The organism is Amycolatopsis echigonensis (genome assembly GCF_014174495.1).
In the GTDB taxonomy this organism is placed as follows: Bacteria; Actinomycetota; Actinomycetes; order Mycobacteriales; family Pseudonocardiaceae; genus Amycolatopsis; species Amycolatopsis echigonensis.
On the sequence record NZ_JACJHR010000075.1, the window covers coordinates 23,664 to 44,563 of the forward strand.

Below are 20,900 nucleotides of genomic sequence, written 5' to 3' on the forward strand. Positions count from 1 at the left end.
TTCACTGGGTCCCGGGGCCCTGGTGCCTGACCAGAGCTCCGGGCCTGAGATCTCAGGACTGCCAGGTCACCGCGTCCTTGCCGTAGTCAGTCTCCGGAGCCAGGTCCCGGTACGTGCTCGCGCTGTAGCTGGCTCCCTTGACCTCCGCGCCCGCCGGGGCAAGTGCCAGCACACAGCTGTCGTACGAAGCGCCCTTCGTCGTGAACGCCTTGCCCGAGTTGCCGCTGTCGCACTTCTCGAACTTGCCGATCACCGTCACGTGCGGACCGCTGGTGCCGTCCGCGAGCAGGCCGTTCATCAGGCCCAGCGAGCTGTACGAGAAGTCCGAGCCGGTCTCGTTCGTCACCTTGACCTGGATGTAGTACGGCGTCATCCCCTTGGCCCGGTCGCCGAGCTTCAGCGGGGCCAGGTCGGCCTCGGCGCCCTTGTCGATGCCGGTCACCGTGACGCCGATCGCGCCGGTGTTCTTCTGCGACTTGAACGGCACCACGGCCTTCTCGCCGATCTTCAGCTTCGTGCCCTGCTTGGTGTACTCCGCGGCGGAGGAGGCAGCGGCGGACGAGGAGGACGGCGCGGCCGACGACGCAGCGGCCGACGAGGCGGGCGGAGTGGCGATCGCTGGAGTGGACCCCTCGGAGGAGCTCGAGCACCCGGACAGCGCGAACGCCATCGCCGTTGCGGAAACCACCAGTACAACCGGCATCGCAGTACGCATTTCGTCACTCCTTGAGAGTTATCCCACCGATTCAGTGATCCGACCGGTTTGGTGCCTCTCTGACCTCGGCGGTGCCGCGACGGTTCCCTCGAATGCTCACGAAACGGTCACAGCGCCGGAGAACCCCATCGGTCGCCGAAGGCGAACTCCGCGAGCGGCAGCCGTCGCCGAGGGGCCAGTTCCCGTTCGATCCGGCGCGGGTCGTCCAGCACGGCCGGGTCGGCGGGAGAGCCGACCGCGATCGCGACCCGGGCCACCGCCTCGTCCGGCAGGCCGAACTCCGCGCGGACCGCGTCCGGCGAGAAGCCCGCCATCTGGTGCGCGATCAGGCCGAGTTCGACCGCCTGAAGGACGAGGTTCTCGGTCGCCAAGCCCAGTCCGTAGTCGGTGTAGGGCACCTCGCCCTTCTCGTTCGTGGTGACCATCACGCCGATCAGCAGCGCGCTCGCCCGGAACGCCCAGGCTTGGTTCCCGGAGTTCAGCGTCGCGAGGATGCGCGGGAACACCGGATCGCCCCGGCGGCCGACGAGGTAGCGCGCCGGCTGGGTGTTGCCGAAAGACGGCGCCCACCTGGCGGCTTCGAGCAATGCGGTCAGCTGGGCACCGGTGATCTCGGCGGTCTCGTCGTAGGCTCGCGGGCTCCAGCGCTCGGCGATGGCCGGCGCGACGGGAACGCTCGTCTCGGCTGGTTTGCGCATGCGGCGAACCGTAGTACGACCGGGAGTGCTCTCCGTCACTCCGGAGGAAGGGCTTCGAGCTTTCCCCTGGCGTTAAGGAAAATTTACTTCCCCACCCTCCGGAAGGGCGGTGGCGGACCACTCGATGGGGTGGCGAGCGCCGTTCGCGCCGGTAGGCTCTTCCCCAAATGAAGGGCCGTGGGCGCTCCTCGGTGCCCTCCAAGGAGTGCGCCCCGGCCCGTCAAGGAGGTTCGGGCGTGGCCCTCGTGGTCCAGAAGTACGGCGGATCGTCGCTGGAAAGTGCCGACCGGATCAAGCGCGTGGCAGAACGGATCGTCGCGACCAAAAAGGCGGGCAACGACGTGGTCGTCGTGTGCTCGGCGATGGGCGACACCACTGATGAGCTGCTCGATCTGGCACAGCAAGTGAACCCGGCGCCGCCGGAGAGGGAAATGGACATGCTGCTCACCGCCGGTGAGCGCATCTCGAACTCGCTGGTCGCCATGGCCATTTCCGCGCAAGGCGCGCAAGCCTGGTCGTTCACCGGTTCCCAAGCGGGCGTGGTCACCACGTCGGTGCACGGCAACGCGCGCATCATCGACGTCACTCCGAGCCGCGTCACCGAGGCGCTGGAGCAGGGTTACGTCGCGCTGGTGGCCGGTTTCCAAGGCGTGGCACAGGACACCAAGGACATCACGACGCTCGGCCGCGGCGGTTCCGACACCACCGCGGTGGCGCTCGCCGCCGCGCTGAACGCGGACGTCTGCGAGATCTATTCCGATGTGGACGGTGTGTATTCGGCCGACCCGCGGATCGTGCCGGACGCCAAAAAGCTCGACACCATCCCGTATGAGGAGATGCTGGAGCTCGCGGCGAGCGGGTCGAAGATCCTGCACCTGCGTTCGGTCGAGTACGCGCGCCGCTACGGCGTGCCGATCCGAGTCCGTTCTTCGTACAGCGACAAGCCGGGCACCACGGTGGCCGGATCGATCGAGGAGATCCCCGTGGAACAAGCGCTGATCACCGGTGTGGCACACGACCGCTCGGAAGCGAAGATCACCGTGACCGGCGTGCCGGACCACGCCGGCGCCGCGGGCAGGATCTTCCGGGTCGTGGCCGACGCCGAGATCGACATCGACATGGTGCTGCAGAACGTGTCCAGCACCTCCTCCGGCCGCACCGACATCACCTTCACGCTCTCGAAGGCCAACGGGGCCAAGGCGGTCAAGGAACTCGAGAAGATCAAGGCGGAGATCGGCTTCGAGTCGGTCCTGTACGACGACCACGTCGGCAAGGTGTCGCTCGTGGGCGCCGGGATGCGTTCGCACCCGGGCGTCACCGCGACGTTCTGCGAGGCGCTGGCCAACGCGGGCGTGAACATCGAAATCATCAACACCTCGGAGATCCGCATTTCGGTGCTGATCCGCGACGCACAGCTGGACGAGGCCGTGCGCGCGATTCACGAGGCGTTCGAACTCGGCGGCGACGAGGAAGCCGTCGTCTACGCGGGGAGTGGTCGCTGATGGCGCAGGGACTTCGGGTCGGAGTGGTCGGGGCTACCGGCCAGGTCGGCGCCGTAATGCGCAAGCTGCTCGACGAGCGGGACTTCCCGGTCGAGCAGATCCGGTACTTCGCCTCGGCCCGTTCCGCGGGACGCACGTTGCCGTGGCGAGACCAGGAAATCACCGTCGAGGACACGGCGACCGCTGATCTGTCCGGTTTGGACATCGCGCTGTTTTCCGCCGGTGGCGCGACTTCGCGCGAGCACGCGCCGCGCTTCGCCGAGGCGGGCGCGATCGTGGTCGACAACTCGTCGGCCTTCCGGCGCGACCCGGACGTGCCGCTGATCGTCAGCGAGGTCAACCCGGAGGCGATCAAGGACGTGCGGAAGGGGATCATCGCGAACCCCAACTGCACCACGATGGCCGCGATGCCGGTCCTCAAGCCGCTGCACGACGAAGCCGGTCTGGTGCGAATGATCGCGAGCACCTACCAGGCGGTGTCGGGCAGCGGTCTGGCCGGCGTCGACGAACTGGCCGCACAGGTGAACGCCGTCGCCACGCGCGCGGCCTCGCTCACGCACGACGGTTCGGCGGTGGAATTCCCGGCCCCGGCCAAGTACGTCGCGCCGATCGCGTTCAACGTCCTGCCGATGGCCGGGTCCATTGTGGACGACGGCACGTTCGAGACGGACGAGGAACAGAAGCTGCGCAACGAAAGCCGGAAGATCCTGGGCATCCCGGACCTCCTGGTATCCGGCACGTGCGTCCGGGTGCCGGTGTTCACCGGGCACTCGCTGTCGGTGAACGTCGAATTCGAACGGCCGCTGTCGGTCGAGCGGGCGACGGAACTGCTGTCGAACGCGCCGGGCGTACGGCTGACGGACGTGCCGACGCCGCTGCAGGCCGCCGGCATCGATCCGAGCCTGGTCGGCCGCATCCGCACCGACCCGGGTGTCCCGGACGGGCGCGGCCTGGCGCTGTTCGTCTCCGCCGACAACCTCCGCAAGGGGGCGGCGCTGAACACCGTGCAGATCGCCGAACTGGTGGCCCAGAACCGCTGAGCAAGTCCGAGAAACTGCCCGGTCCCTGGTCAGGGGCCGGGCAGTTTTCAGTTCTTCTTCTGCCGCGGCTTCATCGGTTTCAGCCCGAACGCGGCCCGGATCTCCGGCTTCTGCAGCGGACGTAGCACGGCCTGCATCAGGAAACCCCACAGGATCAGCCCGACCGGTGCGCCCGCGGCCCCCGAATTCGTGGCGAACGTCAGGATCGCGCCGAGCAGCAGCATCGCCATGAACCCGCACTCCAGCCCGATGAGCGTGAGCATGACCTTGCGCTGCCGCCTGCCCAGCAGGGCAGCGCACACGACCAGCGCGATGGTCAGCGCCGAGTTGATCGCCATGACGGCCACCGGCAACGCCACCGCGCCCGAGGTGCCGCCGAGCCCGAGCAGGTATCCGACGAACGCGGCGAGCGCCAGGTAGAGCACGGCCTGGCCGCCGACCGCACAGCGCATCGACCGGATTCCTCGCCGCACTTCCTGCTCCGCGTTTTCGCCGGACGCGGGCATCGGCTGGTAAGGGCTGGACGGGAACACCGCGGACACCACCTCTGCTTCGGGAACCGGGCCAGGAGACCACTGGTTCTCCGGGACCGGTCCCCGCTGCGGCTTCCGGCAGCGCGATCCGGATGCCGGATGTCCGAAAACCCGTTGTCGCGAGCGCCGGAGTGCCGGATGCTGAACGGGCAAACTTCGTTCTGGGAAAGGAAAGTCATGTACACGGCGGTGGACGGCGAGCGCGTTCCGATCCGGATGTGGGCAGATCCCGCGTCGGTCGAGGACCAAGCGATGCGTCAGTTGCGCAACGTCGCCAACCTGCCTTGGGTGCACGGCGTCGCGGTCATGCCGGACGTCCACTACGGCAAGGGTGCCACGGTGGGCAGCGTCATCGCGATGCGCGACGCGGTCTCCCCTGCCGCGGTCGGCGTTGACATCGGCTGCGGGATGAGCGCGGTGCGGACCTCGCTCACCGCGAGCGATCTGCCGGACGACCTCGGCAAGCTGCGCAAGCGGATAGAGGCGGCGGTACCGGTCGGCTTCGGGCTGCACAAGACGCCGGTCAACACCGCGAAGGTGCACGGTGTCGGCGGCTGGGACACGTTCTGGAAGTCGTTCGGCGACCTGCACGAGGGTGTTCAAGGCCTGCACGACCGGGCGGCGCGGCAGATCGGCAGCCTCGGCGGCGGCAACCACTTCATCGAGGTCTGCCTCGAACAGGGCGGAGCCGACGAGGGCCGCGTGTGGCTGATGCTGCATTCGGGTTCGCGCAACATCGGCAAGGAACTCGCCGAGCGCCACATGGCGATCGCGCGGAAGCTGCCGCACAACCAGGATCTGCCGGACCCCGACCTGTCGGTGTTCGTCGCGGACACGCCGGAAATGCAGGCGTACCGGCGTGACCTTTTCTGGGCACAGGACTACGCGGCGCGGAACCGGGCGACGATGATCGCGCTGGTGAAGCTCGCGGTCGCGGAAGTCATTCCCGGGACGACTTTCGACGACGCAATATCGTGTCACCACAACTATGTCGCCGAGGAAACCTACGACGGCGTCGACCTGCTCGTCACCCGCAAGGGCGCGATCCGGGCCGGCTCCGGAGATCTCGGGATCATCCCAGGCAGCATGGGCACCGGCTCGTACATCGTGCGCGGGCTCGGCAACGCCGCGTCGTTCGAGTCCGCGTCGCATGGGGCCGGACGGCGGATGTCGCGGACGAAGGCGCGCAAGACCTTCACCGCGGCCGACCTCGCCGCGCAGACCGCGGGCGTGGAATGCCGGAAGGACACCGGGGTCGTCGACGAGATCCCGGCCGCGTACAAGGACATCGAGACGGTGATCCAGGCGCAGACTGACCTGGTCGAGGTGGTCGCTCACCTCAAGCAGGTCGTGTGCGTGAAGGGATGAGGAGTCCCGCGGGCGAATCGCGCTGGTGCGCCCGCGGGACCCGCTACGCTGAAGTGCATGAAAAGCTGGGGGGTGGCGGTCGTCCTGGTGGCGGCCGGAACACTGCTGGCCGGATGCGACCAGGTCGATTCGGCGGTCAAGCAGACCAATTCCGCGGTCGACAAGGTCTCCGCGTGCACCGAAGCGCTGGGACTGGCGGACTTGAACCCGTTGGTGGACGGCGAAAAGCTCAAGGCCCGCGCACAGGACAAGCAACGGCGGCTGCGCGAGCTGGCGGCGAATGTCCAGGAGGAGAACGTCAAGAACGCTCTGCTCGGCATGGCTGACTCGTACGTCCAGGTGCAGAAGGAACACCTCGAGGACGCCGGCGTGATCGCCCGGTGGACCAAGCGGAACCTGGAAAAGCTCGACGGGCTGCGCAAAGCCTGCAGCTGACCGCTACCCGGCTCCGGCGCAGCTCTCTGCTCCCGCAAAAGTCCGTGAAGGGCTCCTTGCGGGAATCGGATTCCGTCAAGGAGCCCTTCACGGACGCGCCCAATGCCACATTGGGGCTGCTCAGCTCAGCGGCGAGCCCGGACCGCGGCCGCCAGCGAAGGGGTCCGCACCGAGCTCCGGCGCAGGCGCAGCGACCACACCAGCCCCAGCGCCGCAAGCGCCAGCCCGCCGCATCCGGCCGCTGCGAAGCCCCACGCCGGGCTCGAATGGTCGATCGCGAAGCCGACCACCGGGCTCCCCGCGGCCAGCCCGAGCCGCGTCGAGGCGTCTTGCAGGCCCATCGCCTCGCCGCGCACCGCGGGCGGCGCGAGTTCGCTGACCGATTCCGTCGTGGCGGCGAGCGTCGGGGCGCACAGCAGGTTGGTCGGGATCAGCAGGAGCATCAGCAGCCACCACGGCTGCGTCGCGAGCCCGACCGGGATCACCAGCAGCGCCAGCAGCAGCATCAGCAACCCCTGCGGCAGCGACTTCCGCACCGCGCCGTGCACGATGCCGCCGAGCATCGACGCCGCGCACATCACCGCGATGACCAGGCCGGTCCACCCGACGTCGCCGTGCGAGCGCAGCGCGGCCAGCGTCGCGACCTCCGTGCCGACCAGGCAGAACAGCGTCCCGGCGGCGATCAGCAGGGTCGCCAGCAGCCGTCCGGTCAGCCAGGACCGCAGCGGCGGCCGTACGGTGCCGGTCGGGGCGAGTTCGTCCTCGTTCCGGATCGGCGGGTTGAGCAGGAAGATCAGCAGCGCGGTGACGCCGAAGACGGTGCCGATGCCGCTGAGCGTCAGGGTCGCCGACAGTGACGAGATCGCCGCGATCCCGGCCGCCGGGCCGATCATGAACGACGCCTCGACCAGGATCGTGTCCAGCGAGTACGCCGCGCGCCGCTGCTCGGCGGGCACGAGCGCGGCCAGGATCTGGCGCGCGAGCGAGCCCGCGGGCACCGACAGCACGCCGGCGGGCAGCGCGCACGCCACCAGTGCCCCGTAAGAAAGATGCGGTGCCGCGAACCAGAACGCGGTGGACGACAGCCCGCACACCGCGACCACCGGGCGCAGGCCGTACCGGTCGATGGTCCGCCCGATCGCCGGCGCGCCGAGTGCCATGCCCAGCGTGACGGCCGCGCCGACGACGCCGGCCGCACCGTAGCCCCGGCCGAGACCGCTGACGACGTACAGCGTCAGCGTCACGCCAGTCATCGTCATGGGCACGCGGGCGAAGAACATCAGCGCCATCGACGGGCGGAGTCCGGGGACGCTCAGGACGCGGCGATACGGCTGAAATGGCACGTACCCCATGAGAGCAAGAGTTGGTACGAGCGTGCAACTTCTTTTCGTCACACCGGCCGGGGGCCTCCCGCACACCCGGCCGGGTGTCGCGCAAGCGTTCGGCGGACCCGGAAAATGCGCCCGCGACCTGGCTGCTAACTTCATCGGCAACGCGAAAAAGCATTCTCGCCGCCCATTCGCGAACAGTTTTTCATATTTCTGCGCCGACCTTGGAGTTCTCCGGTCGAAGCGGCAGCGATTCCCCGGAGAAACGGGAGCGGACCCGAAAGCGGGCGGCGGTGCGTGCGTGGGGGAACGCCACGGTCGGACGAGCGAGAGGTCGCGTCCCGACGGGGTGATGAAGGTAATCGATCACGAACTACGCCTGTGTGAGTGAGCGATACCGCCATTCGGGCAATCTGACTACCATGAGTCAGATTCAGGTCCGCGGTCCGTGATTGTCGGGGGACGCGCAAGCTGTCCACGTTAATCAATTGCGGGCCGGTTCCCGGTTCTTGGATTCGGCACGTAAGGGTTAGAAAACCTCCCTATCCGGTGATCGGCTGGTGTTGGGCCGACACGGCGGGTATCGATTTACCCGGCAGGTCCCAGAGGCCAGGGAGGTAAAGAATGAAAGGCAAGATCGGGAGGATCATCGCGGTAGTAGCCGCGGCCAGTCTGCTGGCCGTCGGCACTTCGGGGATGGCCTCCGCGAGCCCGGCGGGCGGCAAAGGCTCCTCGGCCACGCAAGCCGTCGCCGCGCAGGTGCTGCAGATGCGTGACGACCTGACCAAGGTGGCGTACGCCGGGGATGTCGCGAAGACGAGGGCGGACCTCACGCGGCTCAGTCCGGTGCTCGCGGACATCGCGGCGGGCAAGCGCTACCAGGTCCAATCCGAAACCCAGCAACTCTCGTCGGCGGCGAAGGTCCGCGCGGACGAGTCCAACCGGCTCCTCAGCGACCCGACGGCGACGCCGCGGCAAATCCCGCCGTTGCCGATCCCGCCGCTGCCGGACCTGCCCGGACCGCTCAAGGCGGTGAGCGACCTGATCAAGGGTTTGCTCGCCACGGTCACCAGCCTGCTCGGCGGTCTGCTCGGCGGGGTGCCGGTGCCGCCGCTTCCGGTTCCGACGCCGCCGCTGCCGACGCCGCCGGTGCCCGCGCCGGTTCCCGTTCCGGGGGCCTGAGCGGCCTGACCAAGAGGGGAAAGGCTCGGAGCCTGGTGCGGTTCGCCCGCGCCAGGCTCCGTTCCATGTCCGGGCTGGGGCGCCGGTGCGGACCGGCGACGCCGCTCAGGACCGCTTGGCGAGTCCCACCCGCAGTGCGCCGGCCATCTCGGCGATCGCCTCCCGGAACCGCGACCCGACCCCGGCGAAGTTGAGGAATCCATGGATCAGGTCGGCCTGCCGGCTAAGCGCCACCGGTACGCCCGCCGAGCGCAGTTTTTCCGCGTACGCCTCGCCTTCATCGCGCAGCGGGTCGAAGCCCGCGGTCACGATGTAGGCGGGCGGGAGTCCACTGTGGTCAGACGCGAGCAACGGCGACATCCGCGGGTCGGCCTTGTCGACACCCTCGGGCGCGTAATGCCCCTCGAACCACACCATCGCCTCGTCGGTGAGGAAGAGGTCTTCGCCGAAGATCTCGCGGGACCGGCGTCGCGTGGTGAAATCGACCGCCGGGTAGATCAACAGCTGGAACGCCGGCGCCGGGCCGCCGCGCCGCGTCGCCTCCAGCGCGACGACGGCGGACAGGTTGCCGCCCGCGCTGTCGCCGCCCACCGCGATCCGGTCCGGGTCCGCGCCGAGGTCGGCCGCCTTGGCGTGTGCGTAGTCGAACGCGGCCAGCGCGTCCTCCACCGGCCCGGGGAACGGGCTTTCCGGAGCGAGCCGGTACTCCACTGACAGCACCCGGACCCCGGCATGCTTCGCGAGGTAGCGCGCGGCGTTGTCGTGGGTGGCCCGGCTGCCGATGACCCATCCGCCGCCGTGGAAGAACACCAGCAGCGGCGACGGTTCCGGCAGACCGGCCGGGGTGTAGAGGGTGGCGTCGAGGGACGCCTCGCCGGACGGAATGGCGACGTCACGCGTCGCCACCGGCTCGATCCGCTTGCCGTTCACCAGGTGCTGGCTCGCTTCCAGCAGCGCGCGGGACTGCTCGACCGACCCGTTGACCAGCGAAGCACCGCCCAGCTTCTGCAACTTCAGCAGCAACTGGGCGTCGAGAGCGAGTTCCTGGCCGTCCAGTCGCAGCGGCGCACCGGCGATCAGTCTGCGCACCGGCCGGGGCAGCCAGAACAAGAACTGCGCGGCGGCAGCCTGGGCGCGGATCTGCGGCGGAATGGCCATCGTTCCTCCTCGAACGCCGGATGGGCTGAGGTTACTTGCCAGTAGGGACGTTGGTCCAGTCGGCATGTGACCCAAGCCTCCGTCTCAGATCCTGGTCCTCTACTTAGGTAGAGGGGTTAGCCTCGACCTGTGACTTCCGCCAAAAGCGTCAAGGTGCTGGGTATCGGCGGCTCGCTGCGAGAGGGCTCGCAATCCGAGCGCGCGTTGCGCATCGCGCTCGCCGCTGCCGAGGAACGCGGCGTCGTGACCGAGCTGATCCCGGGCCCCGAGCTGGTCCTGCCGTTCTACGACACCGCCGTCCCGGAGCGGGACGAACGCGCGCGGAAGCTCATCGAGGGCGTGCGCCAGGCGGATGGGCTAATCGTCGTCTCTCCCGGCTACCACGGCGGGCTGTCCGGGCTGGTCAAGAACGCCCTCGACTACATCGAGGACCTCCGCGAGGACACCCGTCCCTATCTTGACGGCCGCGCGGTGGGCCTCGCCGCCGTCGCGTACGGCTGGCAGGCCGCGGTCACCACGCTCGAGCAGCTCCGCACGATCACGCACGCTCTGCGCGGCTGGTCCACGCCGTTGGGCGGTTCGATCAACTCCGCCGAGACGAAGTTCGACGAGGGCGGCGGCGCGTCGGACGAGAAGAGCGTCCGCACGCTGCGGCTCATCGGGGAGCAGGTCGCGGAACACGCGCTGCTTCGCGCACGCTGAGGTTTCGCCTCCTCACCGCCCGGTTATTCCGGGGGTGATGACTGCCATGCCGGGGCACTGTTCCGCGGATGCGGGGCGTTGAACTCACTGAGACGCTGACTCCGGAGGCGTCCCAATGAGGAGGTAACACGCATGGCCGAGCCGATTTACACCGCTGTCGCGACCGCGCGAGGAGAAGGGCGCAACGGCGACGTGACGTCCTCGGACGGCGTGCTGGACGAGTCGCTGGCGATACCCAAGGAGATGGGCGGTCCCGGCGGCGACAAAACCAACCCGGAGCAGCTGTTCGCCGCGGGGTACTCCGCGTGCTTCCTGAGCGCGCTGCAGGCCGTGGCCCGGCAGGCGAAGGTGGCGCTGCCGGCCGCGACGGTGACCGGTTCGGTCAGCGTCTTCAAGAAGGACGCCGGGTTCCAGCTGGGCGTGCGGCTCGACGTGTCGCTGCCCGGCCTGGCGAAGGCCGACGCCGACCAGCTGGTCGAGCAGGCGCACCAGGTCTGCCCGTACTCCAACGCGACCCGCGGCAACATCGAGGTGGAGCTGACCACCACCGTCTGAACCAAGACAGAGGAGGGACACCCGAGATGACCACTTCCCCGATCAAGAGCCCGCTTTCCGATTCGGACAAGGAGATCACCGGCAACGCGCTGCAGGCGACGCTGACCGACCTGATCGACCTGTCGCTGATCGCGAAGCAAGCGCACTGGAACGTCGTGGGCCAGAACTTCCGCAGCGCGCACCTGCAGCTCGACGAGCTGGTGTCGACCGCGCGGCAGTACGTCGACGAGGTGGCCGAGCGGGCCGCCGCGATCGGGGTTTCGCCCAACGGCAAGGCGAAGACCGTCGTGGCGAGCTCCGGTGCGCCGGAGTACCCGGACAACTGGCAGTCCGTCCAGTCCACCATCGCCGCGATCGTCGACACTCTCGCGGCGCTGATCGAACGGCTCCGCAAGCGCATCGACGAAACCGACAAGAGCGACCTCGTGACGCAGGATCTGTTCATCGAGATCGCCCGCGCGCTGGAAGAGGCGCACTGGATGTGGCAGGCGCAGCAAGCCTGACCACACCTCTCCTGGAGAAAAGCCGTCCGCCTTCGCCGCGGGCGGCTTTTCTTTCGTCCGGTGGTCGTCGCGGACGCCCGGCAGTAGGTTCGCTGACATGGTGCTGCATCAGGGGAAACAAGATCGGGCAGACCGGAAGACCGGCACGAATCCGTTGTACGCCGGGAGCAATCTGGCGCTCGCCGCGGATTTCACGATGCCGCGCGACCGGCTGCGGGACGATTCGCTGCCGCCGGACACGGCGCTGCAGCTGGTGCGCGACGAGCTGATGCTCGACGGCAACGCACGGCTCAACCTCGCCACGTTCGTCACGACGTGGATGGAGCCGCAGGCTCGCGAGCTGATGGCCGAATGCGTCGACAAGAACATGATCGACAAGGACGAGTACCCGCAGACCGCGGAACTCGAGCGGCGCTGCGTCAACATCCTCGCCGACCTGTGGCACGCGCCTGATCCCGCCGACATCATGGGCTGCTCGACCACCGGGTCGTCCGAGGCCTGCATGCTCGCCGGAATGGCGCTGAAGCGGCGCTGGTCGAAGCTGGGCCGCACCGGGAAGCCGAACCTGGTGATGGGCATCAACGTCCAGGTGTGCTGGGAAAAGTTCTGCGAATACTGGGAAGTCGAGCCGCGGTTCGTGCCGATGGAGGGCGACCGGTACCACCTGTCCGCGGAAGAAGCGGTCAAGCTCTGCGACGAGAACACCATCGGCGTCGTCGCCATCCTCGGGTCGACCTTCGACGGCAGCTACGAGCCGGTCGCGGAGGTCGCGGCCGCCCTCGACGCGCTGCAGGAGCGGACCGGCTGGGACATCCCGGTGCACGTCGACGGCGCGTCCGGCGCGATGATCGCCCCGTTCCTCGACGAGGACCTGGAATGGGACTTCCGGCTGCCGCGCGTCGCGTCGATCAACACCTCCGGGCACAAATACGGCCTCGTCTACCCCGGCGTCGGCTGGGTCGTGTGGCGCGACAAGGCGGCGCTGCCCGAGGAACTGGTCTTCAACGTCAACTACCTCGGCGGCGACATGCCGACCTTCGCGCTCAACTTCTCTCGTCCTGGCTCGGAAGTCGCCGCGCAGTACTACACGTTCGTCCGGCTGGGTCGCGAAGGTTTCCGTGCGGTGCAACAAGCTTCGCGCGACGTGGCGACGTATCTGGCCGACGAGATCTCCAAGCTCGATCCGTTCGAACTCCTCACCCGCGGTGACCAGTTGCCGGTTTTCGCGTTCACGACGCGTTCGGATGTCACCTCGTTCGACGTCTTCGACGTTTCCCGTCGGCTCCGCGAACGGGGCTGGCTCGTGCCCGCGTACACGTTCCCGGACAACCGCACCGACCTGGCGGTGCTGCGGGTCGTCGTCCGCAACGGCTTCACGCACGACCTGGCCGACCTGTTGCTAGGCGACTTGAAGCGCATCCTTCCGGAGCTGAACCGGCAGCCGTCCCCGCAGCACGACCCAGCCACGTCGACGGGATTCCACCACTGATCGCTACCAGCGAGTACTCCGCCTCGCTGCCCTCCACCGCCCTCAACGGAGTGGCTTCGCCACGCAGTACTGTTCCTAGACATGGGCCTTGCCAAGGATGAACGCCAAGCGCTGAGCGACCTCTTCGAGCAGCTCGGCCCGGACGCCCCGACCCTGTGCGAGGGCTGGCAGACGCGGGATCTGGCCGCGCACCTGGTCGTACGCGAACACCGGCCGGACGCGATGCCCGGGATCCTGGTGCCCGCGCTCGCCGGTCACACGCAGCGAGTGCAGGACGGGGTCGCGGCGCGCCCGTGGGACGACCTGGTCGCCCAGGTGCGTCGAGGCCCGTCGCGCTTCTGGCCGACGTCGATCGGGCCGGTGGACGAGGTGGCGAACAGTGCCGAGTTCCTGGTGCACCACGAGGATGTCCGCCGGGCGCAACCGGATTGGACCCCGCGCCCGGCCGACCCTTCGCGAGACGGTGCGGCCTGGCGGCTGGCGACGCGGATGGCGAAGCTGAACCTGCGCAAATCGCCGGTCGGGGTGGTGCTGCGGACTCCGGACGGCCAGTCGGCCTCGGTGAAGTCGGGGGCTCCGGTGGTGACCGTGGTGGGAGAGCCGGTGGAGCTGCTGTTGTTCGTCTTCGGCCGGGATGCGGTGCGGGTGGAGTTCGAAGGGGACGAGGCCGCGGTGGCGCAGTTGAAGGGCGCTAAGCGCGGGCTGTGAGACCGGGCCGTCCAGGAAACCCTGGACGGCCCGCACCCTCAGCGCATTCCCAACGCCCGCAAGGCGAAGTACACCTCAATGGACGTCTGCTTGATCGTCTCGGCGATCACCAGCGAGCCGTGTCCCGCGTCGTAGCGGTAGAACTCGTGGGGTGCGTTGCGTTTCGCGAGGCGGTCCAGGTAGTTCTCGATCTGCCGGATCGGGCACCGCGGGTCGTTGTCGCCGGCCAGGATGAGCACCGGGGCGGCGACCGCGTCCACGTACGTCAGCGGCGAGCATTCACGGTACACCGCGGGCACGTCCTCCGGGGAGCCGCCGAACAGGGCGCGGTCGAACGAGCGCAGCTGTTCCATCTCGTCCTCGTACGCGGCCACGTAGTCGGCCACCGGAACGCCCGCGACACCAGCGGCCCACCGCGTCGGCTGGGTGCCCAGCGCCAGCAGGGTCAAATATCCGCCCCACGAAGCGCCGTTCACGACGCACTTGTCCTTATCGGACAGTCCACTTTCGACCGCCCAGTCATGGACCGCCGCGACGTCTTCCAGTTCGGTCAGGCCCGGGCGGCCTTCGATGGCGTCCCGCCACGCCGAGCCGTAGCCGGTCGAGCCGCGGTAGTTCACCTCGACCACGGCGAATCCGGCGTCCAGCCACGTCGCGCGGTAGGCGGAGAACCGGTCCTCGTCCGCCGCGTGCGGGCCGCCGTGCAGCGAAAACACCGTCGGCAGCGGGCCTTCCGGGGCGTCTGCGGGCCGGGAAACCAGCGCGTGGATCCGGCCGCCGACGCCCTCCACGAACGCGTCGGTGACCGGCGACGAACCCGGGGCGCGCTCGCCCGGCGGCGTCAGCAACACGGAGTCGGTGCCGTCGGCCGCGCGGGCACGGACGGCGGCGGGCTCGGCGGCGCTGGACCACGAGTACTCGATAGTGCCGTCGGGCCGCACGCCCGCGCCGCCGATTCGTCCGGCCGGAGTGTCCACAGCGGACAGTTCGCCGGTGTCGAGGTCGTAGCGGTACAACGAACTGCGTGCCTGGTGGAAATGCACGACGAGCAGGGCGCGCGCGTCCGGATACCAGTCCGCGACGACCTCGCCGGGCAGGTCGATCAGCAGTTCGGTTTCGGTGTCCGCCCGCACGTCCCAGATCAGCAGTTCTTCGCGACCGCGGCGTTCGTGCAGGACCAGCAGGCGCTGGTCCCCCGGCAGCGGCGAGAACTCCAGCGCCTGCAAGCCTTTTCCTTCGCCGTCCCACTTCTCCGCGACGGTCGTGAACCCGTCGGTGGACAGCACTCGCAAGGCCGGGTGCCGGGAATCGCCGTGCTCGGAATGGGAAATAGCGAGCAGGCTTTCGTCGCGGGACATGGACGCGATTCCCGCGTCGTCCGCGTGCTGGTAAAACCGCTCGGTGACGCCGTCGATTTTCGCGAACAGTTCGCTGCCGTCGTCGGTCGAGACACCGGCGGCGATGACTCGGCGGCCGATTTCGAGTCCGGCCGGATATCCGTCATGAATGTCGGGCAGTGCTTTGACGGCCGCGGAGCTGTCGCCGTCGAATGGCTGGCTGCGCCAGGACCCGAACTCGTCGCCGTCGGTGTCGTCGAACCACCAGATGGCCGTTCCGTCGGGCGAGGGGGTCGCGTGCAAGGTGCCGTTGGGCCGGTTGGTGACGCGCCGGTGACTGTCGGTGGCCCGGTCCCACGCGTACACCTCCCATACGCCACTGGCGTTGGAGACGTACACGTTGGCGTCGGGCGCGTCGCGGGCCCATTCGGGCACCGAGATGCGCGGCGCGTGGAACCGCGCCAGCCAGCGCTTTTCGGCTTCGGGGTCGTCGAACAGGCGGTCCGGGACCACCGCGGGCGGATTTTGGTTGCCTGACTGCGTGCTCACCCCTCGATCCTGCCACCTCTCACCCGTACTCTGTGCGGGGTGCTGGAGGGTTACGCGCCGGGCTACGCCCAAGACGCGCTGTCGATGATGAACACACGCACAGCGAGTGACCGCGCCGCGTTCGCCCAACCGCTCTTCACGCCAGGTTCGAGAGTCCTGGATCTAGGCTGCGGCCAAGGCTGCATCACCGCCACCTTGGCTCCCGCCTGTCACGTAATAGGCGTAGACGTCCACCGCCCGCTGCTCCCGGCCCCTACGTCCACAGTGGACTACATCAACGCCACCGCATACGCCTTGCCTTTCGCGACAGCATCAATAGACGCGGTCTTCTCCCATGCCCTCTTCGAACACCTGACAAACCCCGCCGCGGCGCTAGCGGAAATCCGCCGAGTCCTTCGCCCCGGCGGCCACCTGGCAATCTCCACTTCAGACTGGAGCCGCGCGAAAATCCGCCCGAGAACCGCAAACGTAGACGCCGCCCTGCGCGGCCACTACCTCTTACGCCGCCACAACGGCGGCGACCCCTTCAGCGGCCGCACCATAGCCGCCAAAATCGCCGCCGCAGGCTTCACCAACATCACCGAACGCACGCGCTACCGAGAAGACCTGCCCTACCGAGCCCTGGCCACCTACGTAGAGTCCCGCCTAGCCGCAGCCCTCTCGAAACCCCTCACGAAAGACCACGACCAACTAACCTCAGCCGCCCGCTCCGCCTGGTCCTGGACAAAGTCCCCCGCCGTAGGGGACTTCCACCAATGCTGGCAAGAACTAACCGCCACCCGCTAACTAAGAAGGCCCCGAGCGGCCGCCCACTCGCCAACGGCCACCGATGCACCTTCGGGGGTCCAGGGGGCTCGCCCCCTGGCGGGGGTCTGGGGGTCCGACCCCCAGAAGACACAACGAAGTGAGGCCTGTCATCCGCGCTTTCTGCGGATGACAGGCCTCACTCACCAGTCGGGGTGGCGGGATTTGAACCCACGACCTCCTCGACCCGAACGAGGCACGCTACCAAGCTGCGCCACACCCCGAGGTACTGCTTAGCGGGTCGAGGGTAAGTCTAGCGGACGGGTTTCGCGGCTTTACGCGGGGCTGGTTTGCGGGGGCCGGGGGTGCCGGATCCGCGCGGGACCAGCGTCAACAGGCTCGCTTCGGGCGGGCAGGCGAAGCGGGCGGGGGCGTAGGGGGAGGTGCCGAGTCCGGCGGAGACGTGGAGCCACATGCGGGCTCCCCAGCGGGAGGCTCCGCGGGCGCGGCTGCGGTCGAGTTCGCAGTTGGTGATGATGGCGCCGTAGCCGGGGATGCGGAGTTGTCCGCCGTGGGTGTGGCCGGCGAGGACGAGGTCGTAGCCGTCGGTGGCGAAGGTGTCGAGGACGCGCGGTTCCGGGGAGTGGGTGACGCCGAGGCGGACGGCCGCGGTGGTGTCGGCGGGTCCGGCGATGTCGGAGTAGCGGTCGCGGTGGAGGTGCGGGTCGTCGACGCCGGCGGCGAAGACGGCGCGGCCGCCGACGTCGATGGTGCGGCGGACGTGCGTGAGGTCGACCCAGCCGTGTTCGACGAAGGCGGCGCGGAGGTCGCGCCAGGGCAGCTGGGTGCCGTGGATGCGCTTCTTTTTGCCGCGGGGCATGAGGTAGCGCGCGGGGTTTTTGGGCTTCGGCGCGTAGTAGTCGTTGCTGCCGAAGACGAACAGTCCCGGCCGGTCCAGCAGCGGGCCGAGCGCGCGGAGCACGGAGGGGACCGCGGTGCGGTGGGAGAGGTTGTCGCCGGTGTTGACGACGAGGTCGGGTTCGAGTTCGTCGAGCGCGGCGACCCAGCGCTGTTTGGCGTGGTGTCCGGGGAGCATGTGCAGGTCGGAGACGTGCAGGATGGTGAACGGCGCGGTGCCGGGCGCGAGTACGGGCAGCTCGGCGGTCCGCAGTGTCCAGCGGCGGCGTTCGATGCCGACGGCGTAACCGAGGGTGGCGGCCCCGAGGGCGATGGTCCCCGCGGCCCACCGCTTCGCGGTGCCCCCGGGCGGACTGGTGTTACCGAGCGTGCTCACATGGTCGAGGATACGTGTTCGACCGGGTCGCCCGCTGTGGCCGGTGCCGGATGGCGTAGGGCGAAGCTCTCAGTGGTGTTCTCTCGACATCCGGCGGCGGCCGTCGTTGGATCGTATTGGATTGGACCAGTCCGACAGGGATGCGGAGCCTGGCTATGGGAATAGCGATTCTCTTCTTGCTGGCAGTGCTCATCCTGCTGGTGGTGTTGGCGGTGTTCCCGTGGCGCCGGAGGGCAGAACCCTGGGCGCTGAGCGCGGTTGTGCTGTTTTCGCTGGGGTGGCCGGCGTATGAGTACTGGGACCGCGGCATGCCTAGCACCTGGGCGCCGCAGGTGTGGCTGATCGTGCTGGGACCCGGCTTTCTGATCGCGATCGTGCGGCTCTTCCGGATAGCGCTCAAGGGATGACGCTGAGGTCCGGACAAGCGAAACGGGGCGGGAGATCGCGTCCCCCGCCCCGTTTTCACCGGATTCAGTTGGTGTACGCCGGATCCTCCGGCGGCAGCGGCACAACCGGCTGGTCCTTCATGATGTTCGTCATCGCGCCGAACCAGGTCTGCGCGGGCGTCTTGCCGCCGAACATGTTGCCGTCGCCGCAGGTGTACACGTTGCCTGGGCTGTCGTAACAGAGACCGCCGCTGCCGCCTTCCGGACGGAACACCATGGCCGCACCGGCCATTTGCGGCGTGCCGGCCACGAAGGTCGCCGAGCCGTTGTTCTGGGTCGTACCCGTCTTGCCGACGAGCGGGCGGTTCCAGCCGGCGGCTTCAGCGGCCTTTGCGGAGGTGCCGCCCGCCTGGTCGTCCTTGCTCATGCCGACCGCCATGGTGTTCGCGAGGCCTTCCGGCACGACCTGTTCGCAAGCCGCTTCCTTGATCGGCACGGGTTTGCCGTCGCGGTCGGTCACCGACGCCAGCGGGGTCGGCGGGCACCATTTGCCGCCGCTCAGGATGGTCGCGGCGACATTCGCCAGTTCCAGCCCGCTCGTCGGGCTGAAACCGAGCGTGAACGCACCCGTGCCCGGGTAGCTGCCCTTGGGGCCGTAGGCCTGCGCCTGGGTCTGGTTCCGGCCCGGGTCGTCCGACTTCGGGTCGACCTTTCCGCCGCCGGGGTTGCTCGCCATGGTTTCGCGCATGCCCAGCTTCGTCGCCATGTCGATGGCGGGACCGGTGCTGCCGAGTTTGTCTTCCAGCGCCACGAAAGCGGTGTTCGGCGAGGTCGCCAGTGCCGTCTGCAACGAAGCCGAATCGGGGTAGCCGTTGCCGGCGTTGCCCACGCAATACCAGCGAGTGTTCGGCGCGCCGGTCGGCGGACAATGCGGCTGGCTGCCGGTGAACACGTGCGAGACGTAGCTGTTCCCGACCGGGATGGTGCTGTAGATCCCGGCGATGTGCTGGTTCAGCACCGCCGCGGTGGTGAAGATCTTGTAGCTCGACCCCGCGCCGCCGGTGTTGAACACGCCGGACGGGAGCGCGTACGTCGTTTGCCCTTGGTCCGCGTCGATGCCGTAATCCCGGTTCGCCGCGAGCGCCACCACTTCATGCCGGTCCTTGCCGGGCCGGATCAGCGAGAGCGTGTTCGCGACGTTCTTCTGGGTTTTGCTCACCTGTTGCTCGGCCGAGACCTTCGCCTCGTGGTTGGCCTTCTCGTCCAGCGTGGTCTTGATCGTGTAGCCGCCGGTGTACAGCTGGTCCTTCGACATCCCGGACTTGATCAGATAGTCCTCGACGTACTGGCAGAAGAAGCCGTTCTCGGGACCGGCCCCGGTGCAGTTGGACGGGGGCTTCGAGGGGGTGTCGGGCACCACGCCGAGCGGTTCCGCCTTGAACTTGTCCGCGTCGGCCTTCGCCAGCTTCTGGTTGCTGACCATCCGGTCGAGCACCAGGTTGCGCCGCTTCGTCGCCTTGTCCGGGTGGTTCCACGGGTCGTCGACGATCGGGTTGTTCACGATGCCGGCAAGCAGCGCGGCCTGCGGCACCGTCAGGTTCTCCGGCGTGGTGTTGAAGTAGGCGTGCGCGGCCGCTCCGACCCCGTAGATCTGCCGGGAGAACTCGACGATGTTGAGATACCCGGCGAGGATCTGGTCCTTCGAGAGCTTGGTCTCGAGGTTGATCGCGATCCGGGCTTCCTTTAGCTTGCGCGAGAGCGACTGCTCCTGCGCCTTCGCCTGCCCGACCTTGTCGTTCCGGTAGACGACGTTGATCAGGTAGTTCTTCACGTACTGCTGCGTGATCGTCGAGGCGCCCTGCGTGTCCCCGCCCGCGGAGTTGGAGACGGCGGCGCGCAGCGTCCGGCCCCAGTTCACCCCGTGGTGCTCGTAGAAGGCCTTGTCCTCGGCCGACAGCAGCGCCCACTTCAGCGCCGGGTTGATCTGGTCCGGGCGCACCGGGATGCGGTACTGGTCGTACAGCGTCGCGATCGGCTTGCCGCCGGAGTCGGTGACAGTCGTCACCAACGGCGGCGGGATGTCGGCGAGGTCGGACGACGTCTTGTCGACCGTTTCGCTCGCCTGGTTGGACACGACCCCCGCGGCGCCCACCACCGGGAACATGATCCCGGCGACCAGCACCCCTGCCAGCAGGCACAGGCCGAGGAGCTTGAAAAGACCATCCGTTTTGCGCACGAAAGCCAGGGTACTGAAGGCCCGTGTCGCCTTCGTGACCTCACGCCCGCGCGCCCCGTCCGGAGATCATTAACGGGCCCCCGTGTCGTGACCTCAGGTAACGGAATGCATGCTAGGTCTCGACGGAGGGAACCGAGGGACCCTACAGTCCGTCAACGTCTCACGTAGATGCCGACAGACGGAGCAGACCGGGTGGGAGCCTGGCTGGTCCGGACGGAGGCAGCGGCACCGGGGAGGTGCCGTCACCGACGTGCGACGCAGTGGGAAACGCTCGCGGGGGTGGGAGCGGGAGCTTCGCCTTCGCTGGTGCCATACACCAGATGAGGGAGCTGGGGGTATGCAAACCAATCAGGTTGGCTGGCGGGTCGATGCCTCGTGCCGGGACGCTGATCCCGACGGGTTGTTCGTGCGAGGCGCCGAACAGAACAGGGCGAAAGC

The 20,900-nt window shown here is 68.4% G+C and carries 21 protein-coding genes and 1 tRNA gene; 13 read left to right on the forward strand and 9 right to left on the reverse strand.

Annotation, left to right across the window (positions count from 1 at the left end; genetic code table 11):
- Nucleotides 1-52 precede the first annotated feature (52 nt).
- A complete protein-coding gene (locus H5411_RS36095) occupies nucleotides 53-715 on the reverse strand; it encodes a hypothetical protein (RefSeq protein ID WP_183126409.1) in 663 nt (220 codons plus the stop codon).
- A 107-nt stretch (nucleotides 716-822) separates the two neighbouring features.
- Nucleotides 823-1,413 (reverse strand): nitroreductase family protein, encoded by a 591-nt coding sequence (locus H5411_RS36100; protein ID WP_101437069.1) that lies wholly within the window; start codon nucleotides 1,411-1,413, stop codon nucleotides 823-825.
- 236 nt (nucleotides 1,414-1,649) lie between these two features.
- On the opposite strand from H5411_RS36100, the gene H5411_RS36105 reads away from it, so the two are divergent.
- Both H5411_RS36105 and H5411_RS36110 read left to right on the forward strand, forming a co-directional pair.
- Complete coding sequence (locus H5411_RS36105; RefSeq protein ID WP_009084527.1) at nucleotides 1,650-2,915, forward strand: aspartate kinase; 1,266 nt, start codon at nucleotides 1,650-1,652, stop codon at nucleotides 2,913-2,915.
- Nucleotides 2,915-3,955 (forward strand): aspartate-semialdehyde dehydrogenase, encoded by a 1,041-nt coding sequence (locus tag H5411_RS36110; protein WP_183126410.1) that lies wholly within the window; start codon nucleotides 2,915-2,917, stop codon nucleotides 3,953-3,955. The genes H5411_RS36105 and H5411_RS36110 overlap by 1 nt, the downstream gene beginning before the upstream one ends.
- Nucleotides 3,956-4,002: 47 nt before the next feature.
- Here H5411_RS36110 and H5411_RS36115 read toward each other — a convergent pair whose 3' ends face one another.
- Nucleotides 4,003-4,497 (reverse strand): hypothetical protein, encoded by a 495-nt coding sequence (locus H5411_RS36115; RefSeq protein ID WP_183126411.1) that lies wholly within the window; start codon nucleotides 4,495-4,497, stop codon nucleotides 4,003-4,005.
- A gap of 168 nt (nucleotides 4,498-4,665) precedes the next feature.
- Between H5411_RS36115 and H5411_RS36120 the strand changes: the two genes are divergently transcribed.
- Together H5411_RS36120 and H5411_RS36125 are read left to right on the forward strand one after the other, a co-directional pair.
- Nucleotides 4,666-5,856 (forward strand): RtcB family protein, encoded by a 1,191-nt coding sequence (locus tag H5411_RS36120; protein ID WP_101437072.1) that lies wholly within the window; start codon nucleotides 4,666-4,668, stop codon nucleotides 5,854-5,856.
- 57 nt (nucleotides 5,857-5,913) lie between these two features.
- A complete protein-coding gene (locus H5411_RS36125; protein WP_101437073.1) occupies nucleotides 5,914-6,291 on the forward strand; it encodes a hypothetical protein in 378 nt (125 codons plus the stop codon).
- A 125-nt stretch (nucleotides 6,292-6,416) separates the two neighbouring features.
- Here the strand turns inward: H5411_RS36125 and H5411_RS36130 are convergent, their stop codons facing one another.
- Complete coding sequence (locus tag H5411_RS36130; protein WP_167442202.1) at nucleotides 6,417-7,580, reverse strand: MFS transporter; 1,164 nt, start codon at nucleotides 7,578-7,580, stop codon at nucleotides 6,417-6,419.
- 663 nt (nucleotides 7,581-8,243) lie between these two features.
- On the opposite strand from H5411_RS36130, the gene H5411_RS36135 reads away from it, so the two are divergent.
- The gene (locus tag H5411_RS36135; RefSeq protein ID WP_101437074.1) at nucleotides 8,244-8,801 is read left to right on the forward strand and encodes a hypothetical protein; all 558 of its coding nucleotides are present in this window, start codon (nucleotides 8,244-8,246) and stop codon (nucleotides 8,799-8,801) included.
- A gap of 105 nt (nucleotides 8,802-8,906) precedes the next feature.
- On the opposite strand, the gene H5411_RS36140 is transcribed toward H5411_RS36135, so the two are convergent.
- On the reverse strand, nucleotides 8,907-9,959 hold the full coding sequence (locus tag H5411_RS36140; RefSeq protein WP_101437075.1) for an alpha/beta hydrolase: 1,053 nt from the start codon (nucleotides 9,957-9,959) through the stop codon (nucleotides 8,907-8,909).
- 129 nt (nucleotides 9,960-10,088) lie between these two features.
- On the opposite strand from H5411_RS36140, the gene H5411_RS36145 reads away from it, so the two are divergent.
- From H5411_RS36145 to H5411_RS36165, 5 genes are all read left to right on the forward strand, one after another.
- Entirely contained in the window at nucleotides 10,089-10,661 is a 573-nt protein-coding gene (locus H5411_RS36145; RefSeq protein WP_183126412.1) for an NADPH-dependent FMN reductase, read from the forward strand.
- 132 nt (nucleotides 10,662-10,793) lie between these two features.
- Nucleotides 10,794-11,216, forward strand: coding sequence for an organic hydroperoxide resistance protein (locus tag H5411_RS36150; protein ID WP_067577076.1), 423 nt, complete (start codon nucleotides 10,794-10,796; stop codon nucleotides 11,214-11,216).
- Nucleotides 11,217-11,242: 26 nt separating this feature from the next.
- Nucleotides 11,243-11,719: a DNA starvation/stationary phase protection protein Dps gene (gene dps, locus H5411_RS36155; RefSeq protein ID WP_183126413.1), complete on the forward strand. Its 477-nt coding sequence runs from the start codon at nucleotides 11,243-11,245 to the stop codon at nucleotides 11,717-11,719.
- A 97-nt stretch (nucleotides 11,720-11,816) separates the two neighbouring features.
- Nucleotides 11,817-13,208, forward strand: a complete 1,392-nt coding sequence (locus H5411_RS36160) for a glutamate decarboxylase (RefSeq protein ID WP_183126414.1) — start codon at nucleotides 11,817-11,819, stop codon at nucleotides 13,206-13,208.
- An 81-nt stretch (nucleotides 13,209-13,289) separates the two neighbouring features.
- On the forward strand, nucleotides 13,290-13,916 hold the full coding sequence (locus H5411_RS36165) for a TIGR03085 family metal-binding protein (protein WP_183126415.1): 627 nt from the start codon (nucleotides 13,290-13,292) through the stop codon (nucleotides 13,914-13,916).
- 38 nt (nucleotides 13,917-13,954) lie between these two features.
- Here H5411_RS36165 and H5411_RS36170 read toward each other — a convergent pair whose 3' ends face one another.
- A complete protein-coding gene (locus H5411_RS36170) occupies nucleotides 13,955-15,802 on the reverse strand; it encodes a S9 family peptidase (RefSeq protein WP_183126416.1) in 1,848 nt (615 codons plus the stop codon).
- A gap of 39 nt (nucleotides 15,803-15,841) precedes the next feature.
- Here H5411_RS36170 and H5411_RS36175 point away from each other — a divergent pair, with 39 nt between their 5' ends.
- Nucleotides 15,842-16,588 (forward strand): methyltransferase domain-containing protein, encoded by a 747-nt coding sequence (locus H5411_RS36175; RefSeq protein WP_183126417.1) that lies wholly within the window; start codon nucleotides 15,842-15,844, stop codon nucleotides 16,586-16,588.
- Between the two features lie 168 nt (nucleotides 16,589-16,756).
- Here H5411_RS36175 and H5411_RS36180 read toward each other — a convergent pair.
- Together H5411_RS36180 and H5411_RS36185 are read right to left on the reverse strand one after the other, a co-directional pair.
- Nucleotides 16,757-16,830 (reverse strand) — tRNA-Pro (locus H5411_RS36180).
- Nucleotides 16,831-16,859: 29 nt separating this feature from the next.
- Entirely contained in the window at nucleotides 16,860-17,840 is a 981-nt protein-coding gene (locus tag H5411_RS36185) for a metallophosphoesterase (protein WP_183126418.1), read from the reverse strand.
- 155 nt (nucleotides 17,841-17,995) lie between these two features.
- Here H5411_RS36185 and H5411_RS36190 point away from each other — a divergent pair, with 155 nt between their 5' ends.
- Complete coding sequence (locus H5411_RS36190) at nucleotides 17,996-18,247, forward strand: hypothetical protein (protein ID WP_183126419.1); 252 nt, start codon at nucleotides 17,996-17,998, stop codon at nucleotides 18,245-18,247.
- A gap of 64 nt (nucleotides 18,248-18,311) precedes the next feature.
- Here H5411_RS36190 and H5411_RS36195 read toward each other — a convergent pair whose 3' ends face one another.
- Complete coding sequence (locus H5411_RS36195) at nucleotides 18,312-20,462, reverse strand: transglycosylase domain-containing protein (RefSeq protein WP_183126420.1); 2,151 nt, start codon at nucleotides 20,460-20,462, stop codon at nucleotides 18,312-18,314.
- Nucleotides 20,463-20,799: 337 nt separating this feature from the next.
- Between H5411_RS36195 and H5411_RS49875 the strand changes: the two genes are divergently transcribed.
- Nucleotides 20,800-20,900: WhiB family transcriptional regulator (locus tag H5411_RS49875; RefSeq protein WP_246369715.1), on the forward strand; the 101-nt coding region annotated here is incomplete at its 3' end.

Bases quoted from the DNA above. Each gene is read 5' to 3' on its own strand.
- H5411_RS36100 (WP_101437069.1), bottom strand. From the start codon at position 1,413: ATGCGCAAACCAGCCGAGACGAGCGTTCCCGTCGCGCCGGCCATCGCC.
- H5411_RS36160 (WP_183126414.1), top strand. From the start codon at position 11,817: ATGGTGCTGCATCAGGGGAAACAAGATCGGGCAGACCGGAAGACCGGC.
- dps (WP_183126413.1), top strand. From the start codon at position 11,243: ATGACCACTTCCCCGATCAAGAGCCCGCTTTCCGATTCGGACAAGGAG.
- H5411_RS36125 (WP_101437073.1), top strand. From the start codon at position 5,914: ATGAAAAGCTGGGGGGTGGCGGTCGTCCTGGTGGCGGCCGGAACACTG.
- H5411_RS36140 (WP_101437075.1), bottom strand. From the start codon at position 9,959: ATGGCCATTCCGCCGCAGATCCGCGCCCAGGCTGCCGCCGCGCAGTTC.
- H5411_RS36095 (WP_183126409.1), bottom strand. From the start codon at position 715: ATGCGTACTGCGATGCCGGTTGTACTGGTGGTTTCCGCAACGGCGATG.
- H5411_RS36150 (WP_067577076.1), top strand. From the start codon at position 10,794: ATGGCCGAGCCGATTTACACCGCTGTCGCGACCGCGCGAGGAGAAGGG.
- H5411_RS36135 (WP_101437074.1), top strand. From the start codon at position 8,244: ATGAAAGGCAAGATCGGGAGGATCATCGCGGTAGTAGCCGCGGCCAGT.
- H5411_RS36165 (WP_183126415.1), top strand. From the start codon at position 13,290: ATGGGCCTTGCCAAGGATGAACGCCAAGCGCTGAGCGACCTCTTCGAG.
- H5411_RS36110 (WP_183126410.1), top strand. From the start codon at position 2,915: ATGGCGCAGGGACTTCGGGTCGGAGTGGTCGGGGCTACCGGCCAGGTC.
- H5411_RS36190 (WP_183126419.1), top strand. From the start codon at position 17,996: ATGGGAATAGCGATTCTCTTCTTGCTGGCAGTGCTCATCCTGCTGGTG.
- H5411_RS36130 (WP_167442202.1), bottom strand. From the start codon at position 7,580: ATGGCGCTGATGTTCTTCGCCCGCGTGCCCATGACGATGACTGGCGTG.
- H5411_RS36120 (WP_101437072.1), top strand. From the start codon at position 4,666: ATGTACACGGCGGTGGACGGCGAGCGCGTTCCGATCCGGATGTGGGCA.